Source organism: Amycolatopsis bartoniae, assembly GCF_014191255.1.
Lineage (GTDB): Bacteria > Actinomycetota > Actinomycetes > Mycobacteriales > Pseudonocardiaceae > Amycolatopsis_E > Amycolatopsis_E bartoniae.
This window is the reverse complement of sequence record NZ_JACHWH010000014.1, coordinates 64,056-83,789: the sequence shown is the minus strand read 5'-3', so window position 1 is coordinate 83,789 and position 19,734 is coordinate 64,056. Positions and strand designations below refer to the sequence as shown.

Here is a 19,734-nt window from a genome sequence, read left to right as displayed (position 1 = left end):
TCAGGACACGAGTTCGGGGGTGGCGGCGAAGTGGCACGCCGCGTGGTGGCGGTGCCCCTCGCCCGCGGGCTCCGCCTCCCGGCAGATCCCCCGGCCGGGGTGCACGAGCGGGCCGATCGGGCAGCGCGGGTGGAACCGGCACCCGGGCGGCGGGTGGTGCGGGTCGGCGGGCTCGGTGTCGGCCACGGCGTCCGGTTCGGACAGTGCGACCGCTTCGGCCGCGGCGAGCAGCTCGCGGGTGTAGGGGTGCTGGGGATCGCGCAGCACGTCGCCGGCGGGCCCGTACTCGACGATCCGGCCGAGGTACATGACGGCGATCAGATCGCTGACGTAGCGCACGACGGCGAGGTCGTGGGAGATGAACAGCATCGACAGCCGCATCCGCCGCTGCAGGTCGCGGACCAGGTTGAGCACGGTGCCCTGGATGGACACGTCGAGCGCGGAGGTGATCTCGTCGGCGATCACGACCTGCGGCCGTCCCGCCAGTGCGCGCGCCAGCGCGACCCGCTGCCGTTGCCCGCCCGACAGCTGCGCGGGCAGCATCGCGGCCCGGTCCGGGTCGAGGCCCACGAGCTCCAGCAGCCCGCCCACCTCGTCCCGGCGGTGGCGCGTGCCACGCGGCAGCGCTTCGGCGAGCGAGGCGCCGATCGTCATCCGCGGGTCGAGCGAGGAGTACGGGTCCTGGAACACCATCCGCACCGGCCCGCGCCGCCGCAGCGGGCGTCCGTCGAGCAGCACGCGGCCCCCGGTGACGGGCGTGAGCCCGACGGCGGCTCTGGCCAAAGTGGACTTGCCGGAGCCGGACTCGCCCACCAGCCCCACGGTCGCGCCGTCCGGCACGGTCAGGTCCACCCCGTCGACGGCGGTCAGGCCCCGGTGCCGCCCGCCGTAGCGGACGGTGACGTGCTCGAAGGTCAGTGTGCTCATCCCGGCTCCCCCACCCGCACCGCGCTCTGCCGCGACGGTGCGATGTCCTCGGCGTGCCAGCACGCGACCCGCCGGCCGTGCCCGTCGGCCACCAGCGGCGGGTCCTCGCGCGTGCACTGCTCGTCGGCGAACGGGCAGCGCGGCGCGAAGGCGCAGCCGGGCGGCAGCGCGCCGGGTTCGGCGGGCCGGCCGGGGATCACGGCCAGCGGCCGGTCGCGGTCGGTGGTCATGTCCGGCACCGCGGCGAGCAGCGCCCGCGTGTAGGGGTGGCGTGCCGCGGTGCGCAGTTCGGCGGCGGGCAGGTCCTCCACGATCCGTCCCGCGTACATCACCAGCACCCGCCCGCAGATCTGCCCGACTACCGTGATGTCGTGGCTGATCAGCAGGATCGCGACGTCGCCCGCCTCGCGGACCCGCAGCAGCAGCCGCAGGACCTGCCGCTGCACGGTGACGTCGAGCGCGGTGGTCGGCTCGTCGGCGACGATCAACGCGGGCGCACCCATCAGCCCCATCCCGATCATCGCCCGCTGCCGCATCCCGCCCGAGAACTCGTGCGGGAACTGGCGCGTGCGCCGCTCCGCGGCCGGTACCCGGACCGCGCGCAGCCGGTCGACCGCGCGGGCGAACGCCTGCCGCCGTCCCATGCCCTGGTGCCGGCGCGCGACCTCGGCGAGCTGCGCGCCGATGCGCTGGGTCGGGTTGAACGACGTCATCGGGTCCTGGAACACCATCGCGAACGAGGTGCCGAGCAGTTGCCGGACGGCGCGCTCGCCGCGGCCGGGCAGGCTGGTCCCCAGGAACTCCAGCCGGCGGGCGTGCACCCGTCCCGGATCCTCGACCAGCTGCGCGACCGCGAGCGCGGTCAGGCTCTTGCCCGAGCCCGACTCCCCCACCACGCCGACGCATTCGCCGCGGGCGAGGGTGAAGCTCACCTCGCGCACCGGTGTGACCGGGCCGTCCGGCCCGGGGAAGCTGACGCGCAGCCCTTCGACGGCGAGCACCGGTTCCGTGTCCCCGCTGCCGGGCACCGCGGCGGTGCTGTCCGGCTCACCGGTTGTTCCGGTCCATTGTGGACCGTGCTGCCCGAGTCCCTTCGCGATCGCCTCGCCGAACAGGTTGAAGGCGAGCCCGGCGACCACCACGGCGACCGTCGGCGCGAGCGCCGCGCCGGGGTGCACGTACAGGCTGTTGAGCCCCTCGCCGAGCAGCCGTCCCCAGTCGTAGTCCGGTGCCTGCACGCCGAGGCCGAGGAACGACAGCCCGGCGAACGAGAGCAGCGCGCCGCCCGCCGCGATGGTCGCGTTGACCACGAGCGGTTCGCCGATGTTGGGCAGCACGTGCCGCAGCAGCAGCCGCACGCGGCCGACCCCGGCGATCCGCGCGGCCGCCACGTAGTCCAGCGCGCTCACGCGGGCGACGAGGGTCTGGGTGAGCCGCGCGAACCCCGGTGCGGCGGCCAGGCCGATCGCCAGCACGCCGCCGGACGTGCCGACCCCGAAGATCACCGCGAAGAACAACGCCAGCAGCAGCCCGGGGAACGCGACGGCGATCGACACCACCCCGTGCACGAACCGGCCCACGCGCGCGCCGAACAGCACCGGCGCGGTGCCGAGCACCAGCCCCGCGACGACCCCGATCGCCGTCGCGGCGAGCGCGAGCTCCACCGACAGCCGCGTCGCGACCAGGACCCGGTAGAACACGTCGCGGCCCAGGCCGTCGGTGCCCATCCAGTGCCGCGCCGACGAGCCCTGCAGGATCTGCCCGGTGTCCACGGCGCCCGCCCGGTCCGACCACAGCAGCGGCGCCAGCACCGCGAGCACGAGCACCGCGCACAGCACCACCGCCGCGCTCGCCCCGACCGGGCTGCGCAGCACCCCGCTCCACTTCGCGCGCACGCTGTCAGCTCTCCCTGATCGTCGAGCGGGGGTCGAGCAGCGCGAGCGCGACGTCGACCGCGAGGTTCACCAGCAGCACGCCGAGCCCGTAGACGAGCACCACCCCCTGCACGACCGGGTAGTCCTTGGCGAGGATCGACTGCACGATCGTGCTGCCCAGTCCCGGCCACGCGAAGACGTTCTCCACCAGCACCGTGCCCGCCACCATCGCGCTCAGCAGGAGGCCGCCGAGGGTCAGCGTCGAGGTCAGCGCGTTCGGCAGCGCGTGCCGCAGATACACCAGCCACGACGGCAGCCGCTTGGCCCGCGCGGTGCGGATGTAGTCGGCCCGCAGCACCGCGAGCATCTCGACCCGCACGAGCCGCGCCAGCACGGCCGCCGGGCCCGCCGCGAGCGCCACCACCGGCAGCACGTACGACCCCGGACCGGACCGGCCGGCCACCGGCGCCCAGCCGAGGCTGACCCCGAACACGAACACCAGCGCCACCGCGATCAGGAACTCCGGGATCGCCGCCAGCACCACGCTCGTGGTGGTGAAGGCCAGCTCGGCGTGCCGGTGCCGGCCGCCGCGCGTCAGCACCGCCATGCCCACCCCCACCGGGATCGCCACCGCGAGCGCGAGCAGGAACGCGTACCCGGCGATCTCCAGCGTCGCGGGCAACCGGTCCCCGATCACCTTCGAGACCGGCAGACCCGAACTCATCGACACGCCGAACCGGCCGCCGGACAGGTTGCCCAGGTAGTGCAGGTACTGCTGCCACAGCGGATCGTCGAGCCCGAGCGCCGAACGCCGGGCCCGCACCAGCTCGGGCGAGGCCGTGGGGCCCAGCGCCGCCCGCACCGGATCGCCCGGGATCAGGTGGATCATGCCGAAGGCGGCGGTCAGCAGCACCCAGACCGACACCAGCAGGCGCCCGGCCCGGCGCAGCGCGAACCGCACCCAGGGCGCCTCGGCGGGCAGCCTGCGGGCGGCTGCGTCGACGGTGGTCACCGGCTGCTCCTTCCGGGTTCCGCGCTCAGCCGAGCATCCGGATCGACGACGGCGCGATGCTGCCCTCGGTCAGGTCGAACGTGCTGCCCTGGCTGAAGATCGGCCGCACGGTGTTGACGAACGGCACGACGTCGAGCCGTTGCACCACCGCCCGGTCGCCTTCACCCCACTTCGCGCAGCCGTCGGCACCGGCGATCGCCGACGCCTGCTGCACGACCGCGGTGTAGGCGGGGTTCTGGATCGACGCGAAGTTGTTGCCCTGCGGTGCCGCCGGTCCCGACAGGAACGGCACGAGCTGGGTCGGCAGGATGACCGACAGCGGCAGCAGCATGGCGTGCCATGTGCCTTCGCCACCGAGGATCTGCGCGCTCTCGGTGTCGGTCATGCCCTTGACGTCGACCTGTGCGCCGACCGCGTTCCACTGCTGCTGGACCAGTTCGGCCCCGGCCTGCATCCCGCTGCCGATGCTCGTCGGGTAGTAGAAGCTCAGGGCGAGCCGCTGGCCGTTCTTGACGCGGACGCCGTCCGGGCCGGGCGTCCAGCCCGCCGCGTCCAGTGCAGCCTTCGCCGCGGTCACGTCGTGTACGGGCAGCGGGCCGATGGTGGTGCCGTTGCAGGGCCCCAGGCCCGGGGCGACGAGGCTGGTGGCCGGTTTGCCCGTGCCGCCGGTCAGCACCTGGCCGAGCTGTGTGAGGTCGAGCGCCTGGGTCAGCGCGCGCCGCACGGTCTCGTCGGCACCCGGCAGGCCGGCCTTCTGGTTGAACCACAGCTCACCGAACGGCGACTCGCTGTCCTTTTCGGACACTCCACTCGCCTTGAGCCGCTGCCGGTCCTGGCCCAGGATCTGCGCGGCGTTGACCTCTTTGGACACCAGCAGGTTGGCGGCCGTTGTCTCGTTGGGGACCACCCGCAGCACCACGGTGTCGGGCAGGCCGCGGGTGTCGGGCTTCCAGTCGCCGGGGCCCCACGCGTAGTCCTTGCGCCGCGTGAGCGTGTAGTGGTCGCTGGACACCGCTTCGGTCAGCGTGTACAGGCCGGTGCCGTCGGAGCCCTGCTTGAGCAGGTTGCGGTCCTTCATTCCCTTCGCGCACACGATCGGCAGCTCGCCGACGTTGTGCACCAGGAACGCGTCGGCGGAGGGCGCGGTGACGCTGACCGTGCCGGCGGCGTCGTCGGCGGTGGCCTTCGCGCCCGCGGGCACGTCGATCCCGAGCAGCGCGGCCGCGTTCGCGGGATCGCCGACGAAGTTGATGTTGTCGGCGACCTGGCTCGCGGTCACCGGGGTGCCGTCGCCGCAGGTGACGCCGGGCCGCAGGGTGTAGGTCGCCTTGGTGGTGTCGCCCTCCCACTTCGCGGCGAGCCCCGCCGTCGGCGCGCCCGTCGCGTCGACGTTCACCAGCGAGTCGTAGAGGAACTTGTCCACCTGCAGCGTCGTCGACAGCGTGGTCAGGTGCGGGTCGAGGTTGCCGGGGTCGGCGCCGAGGACGAAGGTGAACGTCCCGCCGTCCACGACGGCGCCACCGCCCGCGTTCCCCCCGCCGCACGCGGCGAGGGCCAGCGCGAGCACGCCGGTCCCCACGAGTGGCAGAACTGTCTTCATCGTGCCTCCCGGCGGATCACTCGTCCACTGTGGACGAACTCGGCGCGCCCGCTGCCGTCGTCGCCGAGGAACACGTGCGGCTGGTGCAGGCCGTGCCGCGGCTCGCGGGTGATCAGCGTGTCGCCGTCGAGGCGGACCAGCTCCGCGCGGTCGGCCTCACTCAGCTCGGCGAGCACCCCCTTGGGGGTCTGCGCGAGCCACACCCGCCCGTCGTCGTCCTGACTCACGGTGACGTCGACGACCTCGCACGAGTAGGTGCCGGTGTACCGGCTCGCGTCGAACGGCTCCGGTTCGGCGGGCGGTACCGGGAACGGCGGGCGGTCGATCCCGGTGAGCGCGGGCAGCAGGTGGCCGTAGACGTCGGCGTAGAGCGAGATCGGGTCACCGCCGTTGGTGAGCAGCGCGATCGCGACGCCGCGGTCGGGCACCACGCGCAGGAACGCGGCCTGGCCGATGGTGCCACCGTCGTGGCCGAGGATCGTGCCGCCGGGCTGGTCGTAGATCTCCCAGCCCAGGCCCCAGGAGGTGCCCATGAGGCCGAGTGGCGGAAGCGTGACCTGCCGTTCCCGCATGGTCTTCACGGAGCTCGCGCCGAGGATTTCGCCGCCGCCGTCGAGGTGTGCCTGCGCGAACGCGAGCAGGTCGCGGGGCCGCATCGCGAGCGCGGACCCGGCGGGCCCGTTGGAGCGCACGAGCGACCAGATCGGCGCGGGCCGTTGCTCGCCGCCGACGTCCAGGTGCCCGACGGCGGCCCGGTGCAGGATCGCCTCGTCGGCGCTGGTGGCCGCGTGTGTCAGCCCGAGCGGGGTGAACAGGTGCTCACGCAGGCAGGTGTCGAACGGCTTGCCGCGCAGGACCTCGACGATCCGGCCGAGCACGCAGAACCCCGCGTTGTTGTAGGAGAACATCCGCCCGGGCGGGAACAGCTGCGCGACGTCGCCGAGGGTGGCGACGTACTTCTCGACGCAGTCGTCACCCCTGCCGGTGTCGGTGAACAGGTCGCCCTCGAAGCCGGCGGTGTGGCACATCAGCTGCCGCACCGTGATGGTCGCCGCCGCGGTCTCGTCGCCGAGACGGAAGTCCGGCAGGTAGCCGCGCACGGGCACGTCGAGGTCGAGCAGCCCCTCGTCGGCGAGCTGCATCGCGAGCGTGGTGGTCCAGACCTTGGTGATGGAACCGACCTGGAACAGGGAGTCGGGGGTGGCCTCGACACCGGTGGCGGTGTTGAGCACCCCGGCGGCGGCGTCGGCGACCTCACCGCCGACCGACACCGCGACCGCCGCGCCGGGCACGCCGTGTTCGGCCACGAGCCCGGCGAACCGGTCCGCCAGCCACTGCTTGGTTTCCGCCAGGTTCACCATCGGGCGAAGGTAGCCCCGCACCACACCGCACCGCTTCGTCGAGCCGCACAAGCACCCGGGGCGGTTTCCGTAGCGTGCGACGAAGAGGACCGGCGTGCGGCGCGCCCGCCGCCGGTCAGAGACCGGCCAGTACCGCGCGCGTCACCTCGGCCGTCGTCGCTGTGCCGCCCAGGTCCGGGGTTCTGATGCCGTCCCGCAGGGTTCGGGCCACCGCGGCCTCGATCGCCGCCGCTTCGGGGTCCCGGTACAGCGCGTACCGCAGCAGGAGTGCGGCGGAAAGGATGGCCGCGCAAGGGTTGGCGATGCCGAGGCCGGCGATGTCCGGTGCCGAGCCGTGGACCGGTTCGAACAGGCCGCCCGCGGTGTCGCCGAGTGACGCGCTGGGCAGCAGCCCCAGCGAGCCGGCGATCGCGGCGGCTTCGTCGCTGAGGATGTCGCCGAACAGGTTCTCGGTGACGACGACGTCGAAGCGGCGCGGGTCGCTCACGAGCGCGAGCGCGGCCGAATCGACGAGGAGATGTTCCAGTTCCACCCCGGGAAACTTGTCCTGGCCGAGCCCGGTCACGGTCTCCCGCCAGAGCCGGGAGGTCTCCAGCACGTTCGCCTTGTCCACCGACGTCACGCGTCCCCGCCGCTCCTGCGCGAGCCGGAACGCGACCCGCGCGACGCGCTCGATCTCACCCGCCGTGTAGGCACAGGTGTCGTAGGCGCCTTCCGCGGACCGGCCGGCCGCACCGACGTAGAGACCGCCCGTGAGTTCCCGGACGATCACCAGGTCCGCCCCGGCGACGACGTCCGGCCGCAGCGGCCCGAGCCCTTCGAGCCACGCCCGCACGGGACGGAGGTTCGCGTACAGGCCCAGCTCGGCCCGCAGCCGCAACAGCCCCGAACCCGGCGTCGTCGTGTGAGCCGCGGTCCCGACCGCACCGGCGAGCACCGCCTCGGCCGACCGGCATCCGGTCAGCGCCTCGGCAGGCAGCGGGGTGCCGCACCGCTCGATCGCGTCGGCGCCGAACGGGAACTCGGCGAAGTCGAACTCCCCCACCCCGGCGAGCACCTCGACCGCGGAGGCGACCACTTCCGGCCCGATGCCGTCGCCGGGCAGCAGCACGATCGTCACGACAGGTCCGCGGGCCCGGCCAGGTGCCCCAGCACGGCGGTGGCGGCCGCGACCGCCGGCGACACCAGGTGGGTGCGCGCGGCCGGGCCCTGCCTGCCCTCGAAGTTGCGGTTGGACGTGGACGCGCTGCGTCTGCCGGGAGCGACGCGGTCGGGGTTGACCCCGATGCACATGGAGCAGCCCGCGGACCGCCACTGCGCACCGGCACGCGTGAAGACGTCGTCGAGGCCCTCGTCCTCCGCCTGCTCCTTGACCCTCGCCGAGCCGGGTACGACGAGCATCTCGACGGAGTCGGCGACCCGGCGGCCGCGCAGCACTTCCGCGGCCGCACGCAGGTCTTCGATGCGCCCGTTCGTGCAGGAACCGACGAACACCGTGTCGATCGGCACCGCCCGCATCGGCGTGCCGGGTTCGAGACCCATGTAGCGCAACGCGTTGCTCGCGGCAGTCCGTTCCGCCTCGTCCGCGAAGGCCGAAGGGTCCGGCACCGCAGCGTCCAGCGGCACGCCCTGACCCGGGTTGGTGCCCCAGGTGACGAAGGGACTGACAGCGGCCGCGTCGAGCACCACCTCCTTGTCGAACACGGCGTCCTCGTCCGTGCGCAGGGCTTCCCAGCCTTCGACCGCGCGCTCCCAGTCCCGCGGGGCGTACTTCCTGCCCCGGAGGTAGTCGAAGGTGACTTCGTCGGGTGCGATCATGCCGGCGCGGGCGCTCGCCTCGATCGACATGTTGCACAGGGTCATCCGCGCCTCCATGGACAGTGCGGTGATCGCGCTCCCCCGGTACTCCAGCACGTGCCCCTGCCCGCCCCCGGTGCCCATGGTCGCGATCACCGCCAGCGCGAGGTCCTTCGCGCTCACCCCGTCGCCGAGCCGCCCGGTGACGGTGACGGCCATCGTGCGGAACGGGTGCACCGGCAGGGTCTGGGTGGCCAGCACCAGCTCCACCTCGCTCGTGCCGATGCCGAACGCGAGCGCGCCGAACGCCCCGTGCGTGCTGGTGTGGCTGTCGCCGCACAGGATCGTCATCCCGGGCTGGCTGAGTCCGAGCTGCGGCCCGATGACGTGCACGATGCCCTGCTCCGCGGAACCCAGCGGGTACAGCCGCACCCCGAACTCGGCACAGTTGCGCCGCAGGGTCTCCAGCTGCGCCCTGGACACCGGGTCGGCGATCGGCAGGTGCGGCGTGGTGGTGGGGACGTTGTGGTCCTCGGTCGCGAGCGTCAGGTCCGGGCGCCGGACCCGGCGGCCCGCCGCGCGCAGCCCGTCGAACGCCTGGGGGCTGGTCATCTCGTGCATCAGGTGCAGGTCGACGTAGAGCAGGTCGGGGCCGTCGTCCTCGCCGGCGCGGACGAGATGCGCGCGCCGGATCTTCTCGGCCATCGTCAGGCCCATGGTCGCCTCCTTCAGCGCTTCGCGAGTCGCAGGGCACGCCAGCTCGCGTCGGTGTGCCAGCCGCCGTCGACGGACAAGGCCGTGCCGTTGACGTAGCCGCTTCGCCCGGCGTCGGCCAGAAACGCGACAGCTTCGGCGATGTCGTCCGGGGACGCGAAGCGGGCGAGCGGGACGCGATCGGTGATGTCGCTGTCGGTGTAGGCCCCACCGGCCTTGTCCGCGGCGTCCATCTCGGTGGCCACCCACGACGGGCAGACGGCGTTCGCGCGCACCCCGCGGCCGCCCCACTCGACGGCGAGACTGCGGGTGAGCCCGACCAGTCCGTGTTTGGAAGCGTTGTAGGCCACACGATCCGGCACTGCGCGCAGCCCGCAGATCGAGGCGATGTTCACGATGCTGCCGCTGCGGCGGTGCAGCATCGGCCCGGAGAACGCGCGGCACAGCAGAAAAGGGGCGGTGAGGTTCACGTCGAGGACCCGGCGCCACTGCTCGGCGGTGGTGTCCTCGGCGGGCGCGATCAGGCTGATTCCGGCGTTGTTGACCAGCGCCTCCACGTCGCCGAACCGGGCGTGCACCGCCTCGGCCAGTTCGCCGACGGCGCGCTCGTCGGACACGTCGCAGCGGAACGCGGCCGCTTCGCCGCCCTTGTCCCGCACGGAATCCAGCGTCGCGGCCGGGTCCACCCGGTCGACGAGCGCCACGGCCCAGCGGTCGAACGCGAGCTTCTCCGCGATCCGGCGGCCGATGCCCTGACGGGCCCCGGTGATCACGGCGACGCGAGGTGAGGAGAGCATGCGTCGAGTCTCGTCACCGCGGGGGCACGGCGCATCGCCCGAAGCGTGCACCATGCCTACGACCTACGTGTACTCGGACCTGCGCACCGCCACCAGTACCGCGAGGCAGGCGAGTGCGAGCACGCCCGCGGCGAGCTGCACCGCGGGCACCAGCCCCAGCGGGATGGCGAGCAGCCCCACCACGATCACCGGGCCACCGCCACCCAGGTAGGTCACGACGTAGAAGGCCGACGCCACCCCGGCCCGCTCCGCCGGCGGCGCGAGGCCGTTGACCCGGCGCAACGCGCCCATGAACGCCAGCCCCTGCCCGATCCCGGTGACCGCGACGGTGCCCAGCAGCAGCGGCACCGACGACAGCAGCCCGGCCGCGACGAGCCCCACCAGCCCGAGCACCAGCAGCACGAGCCCCGCCGGCATCGTCCGCACCGGCGGCCACCGGGCGAACGCGACCTGCGCGACGGCGGCGCACAGCAGCAGCATTCCGGCCGCCCCACCGCCGAGCAGCAGGTTGCCACTGTGCACGGCACCCTCCACATAGGACGGAACGAGACCGAGCACGATGTAGGCCACCGCCCAGGCGAGGAAGCTCACCGCCCCCGCCACCGCGAACGGCGTCCGGATCTCCGCCGGGATCCGGGGCAGCCGCATCCTGGCCCGGCCGCGCCCGCCGCCCCGCAGCGGGGCGACGACTCCCAGCGCGACGGCGAGCAGGCCGAGTTCCAGCAGGTAGCACAACACCAGCGGCGCCGGCGCGTACTGGGCGAGCCCGCCCGCGAGCACCGGGCCGAGGCCCGCTCCGCAGGTGGTCATCAGCGAACCCAGCAGCGAGGCCCGTGCCTGGTTGCCCGCCGGCTCGGTGGCGACCAGTGCGGCCGTGAGCGGCCCCGAGGCGGCACCGACCGCGAGCCCCTGCACGGACCGCGCGGCGAACAGCCAGCCCGTCCCGCCGGCCACCGCGAAGAGGACCGCCCCCAGGGCCGCGGCGGCGATCGCGGGCACCACGACGCGCCGCAGCCCCGCCGAGTCCGCCAGCGACCCGCACACCAGCAGCGCGGGCACGAGCACCGCGACGTAGACCGACACCAGCATCGTGATGGTGAGCGGGGAGAACCCGAACCGGTGGCCGTACACGGCGTAGAGCGGGCTCGGCAGGTTCGTGCCGAGGATGAGCACGCCGAGCGCGAACGCGAGCCCGGTGAAGCGCAACCGCCCCCGGGGCAGGGCGTCCGCCCGCGGCGTCACTCCGGCCACGCGCCGCCGATCACCGCGTCCGCCTCGATCTCCACCAGGAGCTCCGGCGCCGCGAGTGCCGCGACCTCGACCACGGCCGTCGCCGGGCGGACGTCGCCGAAAACCTCCGCGTGCGCCCGGCCGACGTCGGAGAAGTGCGCCATGTCGGTCAGGTACACCCGCGTGCGGACCACGTCCTCCGGTGCCGCACCCGCCTCGGCCAGCGCCGATCCGATGCGCCGCAGCACTTCCGCGGCCTGTTCGCCCGCGTCTTTTCCCGCGGCGGTGGTGCCCGAGACGTACACCAGTGGCCCGACGCGCACGGCGCGGGCGTAGCCGACCGCGCTCTCGAACGGTGATCCGGAGAAGACCAGCTGACGCGCGAGATCCATGCCTTCAGCCTCGCGAACCCCGACTGCGAAGTCCAGCTAGACTTCTTTGCCGAAAACCGTAAGCTTCTACTTAATGGTTGATGTCCGCAAGCTCAAGCTGCTCCAGGAGCTCCACGACCGCGGCACCATCGCCGCGGTGGCCGAAGCGCTGCACCTGACCCCGTCGGCGGTGTCCCAGCAGCTCACCAGGCTCTCGCGGGACTTCCAGGCGCCGCTGCTGATCCGGCACGGGCGGCAGGTCCGGCTCACCGAGCAGGCGCACCTGCTGCTCGAACACGCGGCCGTCATCGACAGCCAGCTGGCGCAGGCCAGGGCGGACCTCGTCGCACACGGCAACGGTTACGCCGGGCGGGCCACGCTCGGCGCCTTCGCGTCGGCCATCCACGCCCTCGCCGGTCCCGTGCTCGCCACGCTGGCGCGCCAGCGGCCGGGAATCCGGCTGCGCGTCGAGGAGATCGAGTCGCCAGGGTGTTTCGCCCGGCTCGACGCCGCGACGCTGGACGTGGTGGTCACGGTGGATCACCCGGGCGGCCCGCCACGCACCGATTCCCGGTACCACCGCGAGGACCTGCTGTTCGACCCGCTGATGCTCGCCGTGCCCGCGGGACACCCGCTGGCTTCGGTGTCCGAAGTGGACCTCGCGGCGGCGAGCGGGCAGCCGTGGATCGCGGGAGCCGGCGGGGGGCCGTGCGCCCAGGTCGTGGCGGGTGCGTGCGCGATGGCGGGTTTCACCCCGGACTTCCGGCACCGGGTGAACGAGTGGACCGGGGTGATGACCCTGGTGGCCGCCGGGGCCGGTGTCGCGCTCGTACCGCGGCTGGCGCTGGCGCATCCGCCGGCGGGCGTCGCCGTGCGCCCGCTGTCGAACCCCGGCGCGGGCCGGATGATCTACGCGGCCGTCCGGGCCGGTACCGAGCGGTCGCCCACGCTGGCCACGGTGCTCGGGCTGCTGCGCGAGCAGGCGGTCTCAGCCGAGCGCGGCGCTTTCCGCGACGGGCACGCACCAGCCGAGCTCACCGAACCGCCGCCCGGTGACAGCGTCCCGGAAGGCGCGGGCTAGTTCGGCGAACACCGGGCCCCGGCCCGGAAAGTGCCACTCGTCGATCGAGCGGACGCCCACCAGCTCACTCGCCGTCCCGGTCAGGAACACCTCGTCCGCGCCTGCCAGCTCGGTGACCTCGACCGGCCCCTCGCGGGCCTCGATGCCGAGCGCGGCGGCCAGGCTCAGCACGCTGTCACGGGTGATGCCCGGCAGCAGGGCGTCCTCCGGCCAGGGGGTGAGCAGACGGCCGTCCCGCACGAGGAAGACGTTGGCGATGGTGGCCTCCGCGACCCGGCCGGACAGCGCGTCGAGCTGGATCGCGTCGTCGAAACCCGCGGCGACCGCGCGCGTCTTCGCCAGCGCGGACACCGCGTACGTGCCGGTCGCCTTGACCGTGGGCGGAAAGGACGACGTCGCGGGCCGGCGCCACGGCGACACGGTGAGGCGGGCTTCCGCGCGGCTCACGGGCGGCACCGGCCACACCTCGACGCCGAGGGTGAACCGGAACGCGCTCAGGTCCACCCCGAGATACGGTTCAGGCGCGAACAGCACCGGCCGCACGTAGCTGTCGCCGAGACCGCTTTCGGACGCCGCCCGGCCGACCGCCGTCAGCAGGTCCTCGAACGAGTACCGGTGCTCGATGCCCAGTGCCCTGGCCGAGGACAGCAGCCGCCGGACGTGGTCCCGCGGCCTGAACAGGGCGGGCCCGGAACTCGTGCGGTAGCACCGGATTCCGTCGAACACCGCGGTGCCGTGCTGCACGCTGTTGCCGCCGAACGGGATGGTGCGCCCGCCCGGATCGGCGTCGAGATAGGTGTGGCTGGACAGCCGGGCGGTCACCACGATGCCTCGTCCCCGAGCGAAGGCAGCACCGGTGTGCGCCGCCGCTCGTGGGCTTCGATCTCGCGCTCGTGGCTGAGCACGAGGTCGATGTCGTCGAACCCGTTCAGCAGCTGCCAGCGCGCGTAGGCGCCGATCCGGAAGCCACCACGGAGGTCTCCGGCGCGGATCTCGGTCGCCTCCAGGTCCACCGTCACCACGGTGTCCGGCGCGTGCTCGGCCAGGTCCTGCAGCGCGCGCACGAAGTCCTCGTCCGCCTGCGCGGTGAGCAGGCCGTTCTTGGTCGCGTTGGAGCGGAAGATGTCGCCGAACGAGGAGGCGATGACCGCCCGGAAACCGAAGTCCCGCAACGCCCACACGGCGTGTTCGCGCGAGGAGCCCACGCCGAAGCGAGGACCGGCGAGCAGCACCCCGGCGTCCGCGTAGGGCGGTTTGCCCAACGGGTACCAGGGCTCGTCCCGCCAGCGGAAGAACAGCGTGTCCTCGTAGCCCGTCCGGCCGAGCCGTTTGCAGAACTCCGCCGGGATGATCTGGTCGGTGTCCACATCGCTGCGCCGCAGCGGTGCCGCTGTCGCCCGCAGGGACTTCACCGGGGTGCCCATCACGCCTCCTCGCCGGCGAGCCGTCCGGCCGCGGACCGGCGGGCAGCCGCGAGCGCTTCCTCGGCGGTGGCGCCGAAACCCACGCCCCAGCGCGTTTTCGTCCCCACCCGCAGTTCCGCGTAGCCGGCGAACGACCCGTCGGGACGCTGATGTGTGTGGCTGCTCAGGACTTCGCCCACGTCGTCCGGCCCCGTTCCGGTCAGGTACTGCTCCCGGAACCACGCCCAGAGCTGCCCGGGGCTGATCTCGCCCACGTGCTCGGCGTGGGCCTGCACCAGCGCGGCGAACTCGATCTGCAGGCGCCGCGGCAGGTCCAGGCCGTGCCCGGCGCGTAGCAGGTGGGCGATCCCGCCCTTGCCGGACTGCCGGTTGATCCGCACCAGCGGGCGGTACTCGCGAGCCACGTCCGCCGGGTCGATCGGCAGGTACGGCACCTCCCACCTCTCCTGCCCGGACTCGGCGCGCGCCAGGACGCCCTTGTCGATCGCGTCCTGGTGGGAACCGGCGAACGAGGTGTAGACGAAGTCACCGGCCCACGGATGGCGCACCGAAACCGGCAGCTGGTTGCACTCCTCGACCAGCCGTCGTGAACCGTCCAGATCGGACAGATCCAGCTCGGGGTCGATGCCCTGGGAGAACAGGTTCATCGCCAGCGTCACCAGGCAGACGTTGCCGGCCCGCTCGCCGTTGCCGAACAGGGTGCCCTCCACCCGCTCGGCCCCGGCCAGCAGCCCCAGCTCGGTGGCCGCGACCCCGCTGCCCCGGTCGTTGTGCGGATGCAGCGACAGGATGACTTCGTCGCGGTAGGCGAGGTTGCGGTCGATCCACTCGATCCGGTCGGCGAACTCGTGCGGCGGGTAGCACTCCACAGTGGTCGGCAGCACGATCCTCGTCCGGTCGGCCGCCACCGGGCGCCACAACTGGAGCACGGCGTTGCACACCTCCAGCGCGAACTCCGGCTCGGTCTGGCTGAACGACTCGGCCGCGTACTGCAGCTGGATCTCGGTGCCGGGCAGGCTGTCCCGCAGCCGCAGCGCCGTCTCGGCTCCCCGCAACGCCAGGGCCTTGATCTCCGCCCTGCTCTTGCGGAACACGACGCGGCGCTGGATGGCCGAGGTGGGGTTGTAGATCTGGAGGATCGCCCGCGGCGCGCCCTTGACGGCCTCGGCGGTCCGCTCGATCATGCCGTCGCGGATGGGGCTCATCACCTGGATCGTCACGTCGTCGGGAATCAGGTCCTGTTCGATGACGTGCCGGGTGAACTGCCAGTCCGCCTCGCACGAGAGCGGGAAACCGACCTCGATCTCCTTGAACCCCAGCGCGATCAGGTGGTCGTAGAGCCTGCGCTTGCGGTCGATGCCCATCGGGTCGATGAGCGCCTGGTTCCCGTCCCGCAGGTCGACGCTCGCCCAGATCGGCGCCTTCGCCGGCACCTTGTCCGGCCAGGTCCGGTCCCGCAACGAGAACGGCTCGTAGCGGGCGTACTTGTGCACCGGCATTCCGCTCGGCTGCTGCGTGCTCATCAGGTTCTTCACGGCTTCGGTCTCCTTCACGGGGGCCATCCGAAGCTAACGGGCCCGCTGCCCCCGGGGCGTCCGACCAGGAGCGCGGTTTCCCGGCCGGACGGTCGTACCGGCCTTCGCCGAAGGTCGCATCACACCCGCGGCCGCGGCGGCGCCGGCACCACGACCTCCACCGGTTCGAGCAGCACCAGACCGTCCACGAACAACCCGTCGAGCCGCGGCACGAACTCGCGCACCCGCTCCTCGGTGTCCACGATCATCACCAGGTTCGCTATCCCGTCCGCCAGCGAGAGCAGGCGCAGGGTGTGGATCCGCGACCCGGCGCCGTAGCCTTCCACGGCACGGAACACCGTCGCGCCCGCGAGCCCCGCCTCACGCGCGCGGTGCACGATCTCGTGGGCGACGGGCCGGTGGTGCCACAGATCGTCCCCGACCAGCACGGTCAATCGCATCGCCTGTCCCCGCACGGTACTCCTCCCCTTTTTTTCGGGAAATGTGTCCGAGGCCGGCCGCCTATCCGGTTTCGGAATTCTCCAGATCGCCATAGGAGACGATGCCCAGCGAAAGCGCTTTCTTCACCGCCGCCATCCGGGAGGCGGCGCCCAGTTTCAGGTAGGCATTCGTCAGATGCCGTTTGACGGTGCCCTCGGAGATGTAGAGCCGATTCGCTATCTGTGAGTTGCGCATACCGACCGCGACCAGCACCATCACCTCCCGTTCCCGCCGGGACAGCAGCGCACCGGGCGCGCGGCCGAGCTGGGTGAAGGTCTCGCGCGAGACCGACACCAGTACCCGCCCGGAACCGCGGTGCGCGGCACGCACGGCCACCAGCAGCTCGTCCCGGCCGGCACTGCGCAGCACGTACCCGTGCGCCCCGGCGGCGGCGAGACGGGCGTCGTACCGGCTGGTCACGACCACCAGCTTGGACCGCGGCGAGGCCGTGAGCAGGACGCGCATGCCCTGCGCGGAGCCGGCCGAGCCGAGCTCGGTCTCCAGCAGGACGACCTCCGGGCGCGTGCGGCCGACCAGCGCGCCGGCGGCAGGGCCGGGAGCGCTCCCGCCGACCACCTCGATGTCCGGTTCGGCGGCCAGCAGCCCGATCATCCCCAGCCGGAACAGCCGCTGGCCGTCGATCACGGCCACCCTGATCCTGTCGGTGTCCTCCGTCATGGGCCCGTCTCTTCCGCAGGTATCCGTGGTACCACCAAGAATTTTTCCCGGGATGGCGTTTCACACGGCGCGGGTAACGCGAGAAATCATCACCGCATTTTCCCACAAAGGTCGACACCCCAGCCGTCGAAGTATCACACAAGCGACACCCGCTCGCAAGAGTTTTCCTTCCGGAAACAGGGTACGACCTTGTTGGTAGCCCGTTCGCGTCATCGACCCGATACATGACTTCCCTTTCCGGGAAATGACATCGCCATTTCGCACGGAAACACGGACTCCGCGAATCGGGCCCTCGGTGACAGTTCGCGTTACACCCTCCGACCGATGCGCGCGGCGCGGCCGCGGCGCGACGATGACGCCATGCGGACAGCGGTGACCGGCTCGGTGGCGATCGACCACCTCGCCACCTTCCCCGGCTCGTTCGGCGAGCAGCTGATCGACGGCGCGCTCGACCGGATCTCCTTGTCGTTCCTGGTGAACAGGCTCGACGTGCGCTACGGCGGGGTCGCGGCCAACATCACCGCGGGCCTGGGCAGGCTGGGGCAGCGGCCGTTGCTGGTCGCCGCGGCCGGGCACGACTTCGGGGAGTACCGCGCGTGGCTGGAGGCGGCCGGGGTGGACACCGCGGGGGTGCTGGTGGACGAAGAGGCCCACACCGCACGGTTCTGGTGCACCACCGACCGGGAACAGAACCAGATCGCGTCGTTCCACCCCGGGGCGATGACCTCGGCGCGGCGGATCGAGCTCGAACACGTGCTCGCCCGCGCGGGCCGCGTCGATCTCGTGGTGATCGGGCCGGACGACGCCGAGGCGATGCTGCGGCACACCGAATGCTGCCGTGGCCTGGACCTGGCGTTCGCGGCCGATCCCTCGCAGCAGCTGGCGCTGCTGGACGGCCCCGCGATCCGGCGGCTGGTCGACGGTGCCCGCTACCTGTTCACCAACGAGTACGAACACGCGCTGCTGCTGCGCAAAACGGGCTGGGGCGAGGCGGACGTGCGGCGCCGGGTGGGCGTCTGGATCACGACGCTGGGTGCGGCCGGCGTGCGCATCGACGTGCCGGCCGGGACTGCCATCGAGGTGCCCGCCGTGGCCGGCGCGGTGCTCGACCCCACCGGCGCCGGAGACGGCTTCCGCGCTGGGTTCCTCGCCGCACGCGGCTGGGGCCTGCCCTACACCGGCGCCGCCCGGCTCGGCTGCGCGGTCGCCACCACCGTGCTGGAAACGCGGGGCACCGCGGACTACGAGCTGGACGGCGCGGAACTGCTGGCGCGGTTGTCCCGCACCTACGGCCCGCGAGCGACCGCGGAACTGGCGCCGCGGCTGGCCGCCGGGCTGGCCGCGGGCCGTTCGGCGCTCACTCGTCGAGAACCTCCTCGTTCGCTTCGAACAGGTCGTTGACGGACACGATGCCGAGCGAGATCGCCTTCTTCACGGCGTTGATGCGCGATTCGGCGCCCAGCTTCGTGTAGGCGTTGGTGAGATGGCGTTTCACCGTGCCCTCGGAGATGTACAGCTCGCTGGCGATCTCGGAGTTCCGCATCCCGCCGGCGACGAGCGCCAGCACCTCCTTCTCCCGCCTGGACAACAGCGTGCGGTCGAGCTCGTGCATCCCGGTGAGCGTCTCGCGCGGCACCGACACCACCACGTGCCCCGCGTCCCGGTGCACGCTGCGCAAGGTTGTCAGCAGCTCCTCCCGGGTCGCGTCCTTGAGCACGTAGGCGTTCGCGCCGGCGGCGATGAGGGTGCCGACCAGCCGCGGGTCGTCGTGCACCGTCACCACGACCACCTTCGAGCCGGGTGAGGTGACCAGCAGCCCGCGCACCATGCCCGCCGCGCGTGCCCCGCTGCGGTCGCTGTCGAGCAGCACCACGTCCGGCCGGACCCGGCCCACCAGCGCCACCGCGTCCTTGCCGAGGCCGCACTCGCCCACCACCCGGATGTCGTCCTCCACCGACAGGATCTGGATGATTCCCTGCCGGAACAACCGGTGTCTGTCGACGACGAAGACACTGATCTCGTTGCCGGAATCATTCATGGACGCAGCCCCTCACGAGAATTCGGGCACTTGCCTTCGCCTCGGGGCCGCAGGGAACCCGGGCAGCGGCGGAATCGGTGGCCGCGCCGGCGGAGCCACAACACTGTGGACGGACAAGCGTAGCCCTTGGAAGAAGGGACGGCAGCCTGCGAAAGGCGTGCCCCCGCTGGGCCGAACCGCCGACGCGGACGGCGAGAGACGGTTGGTACGAACGGACTCCGCTAGCCCGGCGTTTCGCCGCCGCCCGAAAGGGTGAGCACACTGAACGCGGGCAAGGCGGACAGGCGGGCGGGCCCGCCGAGCGGTGCGATCGTCACCACCACCGCGTACCCGGCGACCAGCCCACCGCCCAGCGCAACCAGCTTCGCGGCGGCCTCCAGTGTGCCGCCGGTGGCGAGCACGTCGTCCACGAGCAGCACCCTGGCTCCGCGCGGAAACGCGTCCTGCTGCGTCTGGAGTGCGGCATCGCCGTACTCCAGCGAATACCGCACCTGATGCAGGCGTCCCGGCAACTTGCCCGGTTTGCGGGCGAGGACGAGCGGACGCCCGCTGAGCTGGGCGATGGCCGTGGCGAGCACGAACCCTCGCGCCTCGACGCCCAGTACCACGTCGAAGGCGCCCGAATACCGGGCGAGCACGGCGGAAACCACCCGGTTCAGCAACGCGGGGTCGGCGAACACCGGGCAGAGGTCCTGGAACAGCACGCCCGGTTCCGGGAAGTCGGGGTAGGGGCGCAGCCGGGCCACGACGTCACGGGCGAGCTGCTCGGCGGGGTCGGCGGGGACGAGGAAGGGCCGGGGGAAGGTCATGGCGGC

Annotated in this window: 19 protein-coding genes; 2 read left to right on the top strand and 17 right to left on the bottom strand. The window is 72.6% G+C overall.

Going from position 1 to position 19,734, the window contains the following annotated elements:
- From FHX82_RS34245 to FHX82_RS34200, 10 genes are all read right to left on the bottom strand, one after another.
- Window positions 1–927 carry an ABC transporter ATP-binding protein gene (locus FHX82_RS34245; RefSeq protein WP_145935409.1) on the bottom strand — a complete coding sequence of 309 codons (927 nt, stop codon included), beginning with the start codon at window positions 925–927 and terminating at the stop codon, window positions 1–3.
- The gene (locus FHX82_RS34240) at window positions 924–2,822 is read right to left on the bottom strand and encodes a dipeptide/oligopeptide/nickel ABC transporter permease/ATP-binding protein (RefSeq protein ID WP_145935410.1); all 1,899 of its coding nucleotides are present in this window, start codon (window positions 2,820–2,822) and stop codon (window positions 924–926) included. The genes FHX82_RS34245 and FHX82_RS34240 overlap by 4 nt, the downstream gene beginning before the upstream one ends.
- A 4-nt stretch (window positions 2,823–2,826) precedes the next feature.
- Window positions 2,827–3,813 carry an ABC transporter permease gene (locus FHX82_RS34235; RefSeq protein WP_229880697.1) on the bottom strand — a complete coding sequence of 329 codons (987 nt, stop codon included), beginning with the start codon at window positions 3,811–3,813 and terminating at the stop codon, window positions 2,827–2,829.
- Window positions 3,814–3,838: 25 nt separating this feature from the next.
- Window positions 3,839–5,413, bottom strand: coding sequence for an ABC transporter substrate-binding protein (locus tag FHX82_RS34230; RefSeq protein ID WP_145935411.1), 1,575 nt, complete (start codon window positions 5,411–5,413; stop codon window positions 3,839–3,841).
- The gene (locus FHX82_RS34225) at window positions 5,410–6,774 is read right to left on the bottom strand and encodes a serine hydrolase domain-containing protein (RefSeq protein ID WP_145935412.1); all 1,365 of its coding nucleotides are present in this window, start codon (window positions 6,772–6,774) and stop codon (window positions 5,410–5,412) included. The genes FHX82_RS34230 and FHX82_RS34225 overlap by 4 nt, the downstream gene beginning before the upstream one ends.
- Before the next feature lie 115 nt (window positions 6,775–6,889).
- Window positions 6,890–7,894, bottom strand: coding sequence for a 3-isopropylmalate dehydrogenase (gene leuB, locus FHX82_RS34220; protein ID WP_145935413.1), 1,005 nt, complete (start codon window positions 7,892–7,894; stop codon window positions 6,890–6,892).
- A complete protein-coding gene (gene leuC / locus FHX82_RS34215; RefSeq protein WP_145935414.1) occupies window positions 7,891–9,288 on the bottom strand; it encodes a 3-isopropylmalate dehydratase large subunit in 1,398 nt (465 codons plus the stop codon). Before leuC ends, leuB begins: the two co-directional genes overlap by 4 nt.
- An 11-nt stretch (window positions 9,289–9,299) precedes the next feature.
- Entirely contained in the window at window positions 9,300–10,082 is a 783-nt protein-coding gene (locus FHX82_RS34210; protein WP_145935415.1) for an SDR family NAD(P)-dependent oxidoreductase, read from the bottom strand.
- Window positions 10,083–10,145: 63 nt separating this feature from the next.
- Window positions 10,146–11,333: an MFS transporter gene (locus FHX82_RS34205; protein ID WP_221216907.1), complete on the bottom strand. Its 1,188-nt coding sequence runs from the start codon at window positions 11,331–11,333 to the stop codon at window positions 10,146–10,148.
- The gene (locus FHX82_RS34200; RefSeq protein ID WP_145935416.1) at window positions 11,321–11,704 is read right to left on the bottom strand and encodes a RidA family protein; all 384 of its coding nucleotides are present in this window, start codon (window positions 11,702–11,704) and stop codon (window positions 11,321–11,323) included. The genes FHX82_RS34205 and FHX82_RS34200 overlap by 13 nt, the downstream gene beginning before the upstream one ends.
- A gap of 73 nt (window positions 11,705–11,777) precedes the next feature.
- Here FHX82_RS34200 and FHX82_RS34195 point away from each other — a divergent pair, with 73 nt between their 5' ends.
- Window positions 11,778–12,764: a LysR family transcriptional regulator gene (locus tag FHX82_RS34195; protein WP_145935417.1), complete on the top strand. Its 987-nt coding sequence runs from the start codon at window positions 11,778–11,780 to the stop codon at window positions 12,762–12,764.
- On the opposite strand, the gene FHX82_RS34190 is transcribed toward FHX82_RS34195, so the two are convergent.
- The 5 genes from FHX82_RS34190 to FHX82_RS34170 form a co-directional block, all read right to left on the bottom strand.
- Window positions 12,672–13,589 carry an aminotransferase class IV gene (locus FHX82_RS34190; RefSeq protein WP_229880695.1) on the bottom strand — a complete coding sequence of 306 codons (918 nt, stop codon included), beginning with the start codon at window positions 13,587–13,589 and terminating at the stop codon, window positions 12,672–12,674. The two genes, FHX82_RS34195 and FHX82_RS34190, sit on opposite strands and share 93 nt — an antisense overlap.
- On the bottom strand, window positions 13,583–14,188 hold the full coding sequence (leuD, locus tag FHX82_RS34185) for a 3-isopropylmalate dehydratase small subunit (RefSeq protein ID WP_145935418.1): 606 nt from the start codon (window positions 14,186–14,188) through the stop codon (window positions 13,583–13,585). The genes FHX82_RS34190 and leuD overlap by 7 nt, the downstream gene beginning before the upstream one ends.
- Complete coding sequence (locus FHX82_RS34180) at window positions 14,188–15,750, bottom strand: 2-isopropylmalate synthase (protein ID WP_373308612.1); 1,563 nt, start codon at window positions 15,748–15,750, stop codon at window positions 14,188–14,190. Before FHX82_RS34180 ends, leuD begins: the two co-directional genes overlap by 1 nt.
- Window positions 15,751–15,842: 92 nt before the next feature.
- Window positions 15,843–16,163: a DUF190 domain-containing protein gene (locus FHX82_RS34175; protein WP_221216905.1), complete on the bottom strand. Its 321-nt coding sequence runs from the start codon at window positions 16,161–16,163 to the stop codon at window positions 15,843–15,845.
- A 61-nt stretch (window positions 16,164–16,224) separates the two neighbouring features.
- Window positions 16,225–16,881: a response regulator transcription factor gene (locus tag FHX82_RS34170; protein ID WP_145935420.1), complete on the bottom strand. Its 657-nt coding sequence runs from the start codon at window positions 16,879–16,881 to the stop codon at window positions 16,225–16,227.
- A gap of 360 nt (window positions 16,882–17,241) precedes the next feature.
- Here FHX82_RS34170 and FHX82_RS34165 point away from each other — a divergent pair, with 360 nt between their 5' ends.
- Window positions 17,242–18,282 carry a carbohydrate kinase family protein gene (locus FHX82_RS34165; protein WP_145935421.1) on the top strand — a complete coding sequence of 347 codons (1,041 nt, stop codon included), beginning with the start codon at window positions 17,242–17,244 and terminating at the stop codon, window positions 18,280–18,282.
- Here the strand turns inward: FHX82_RS34165 and FHX82_RS34160 are convergent.
- Complete coding sequence (locus FHX82_RS34160) at window positions 18,239–18,919, bottom strand: LuxR C-terminal-related transcriptional regulator (RefSeq protein WP_145935422.1); 681 nt, start codon at window positions 18,917–18,919, stop codon at window positions 18,239–18,241. The genes FHX82_RS34165 and FHX82_RS34160 overlap by 44 nt on opposite strands.
- 221 nt (window positions 18,920–19,140) lie before the next feature.
- Window positions 19,141–19,728 (bottom strand): adenine phosphoribosyltransferase, encoded by a 588-nt coding sequence (locus FHX82_RS34155; RefSeq protein ID WP_145935423.1) that lies wholly within the window; start codon window positions 19,726–19,728, stop codon window positions 19,141–19,143.
- Between the last annotated feature and the right edge of the window lie 6 nt (window positions 19,729–19,734).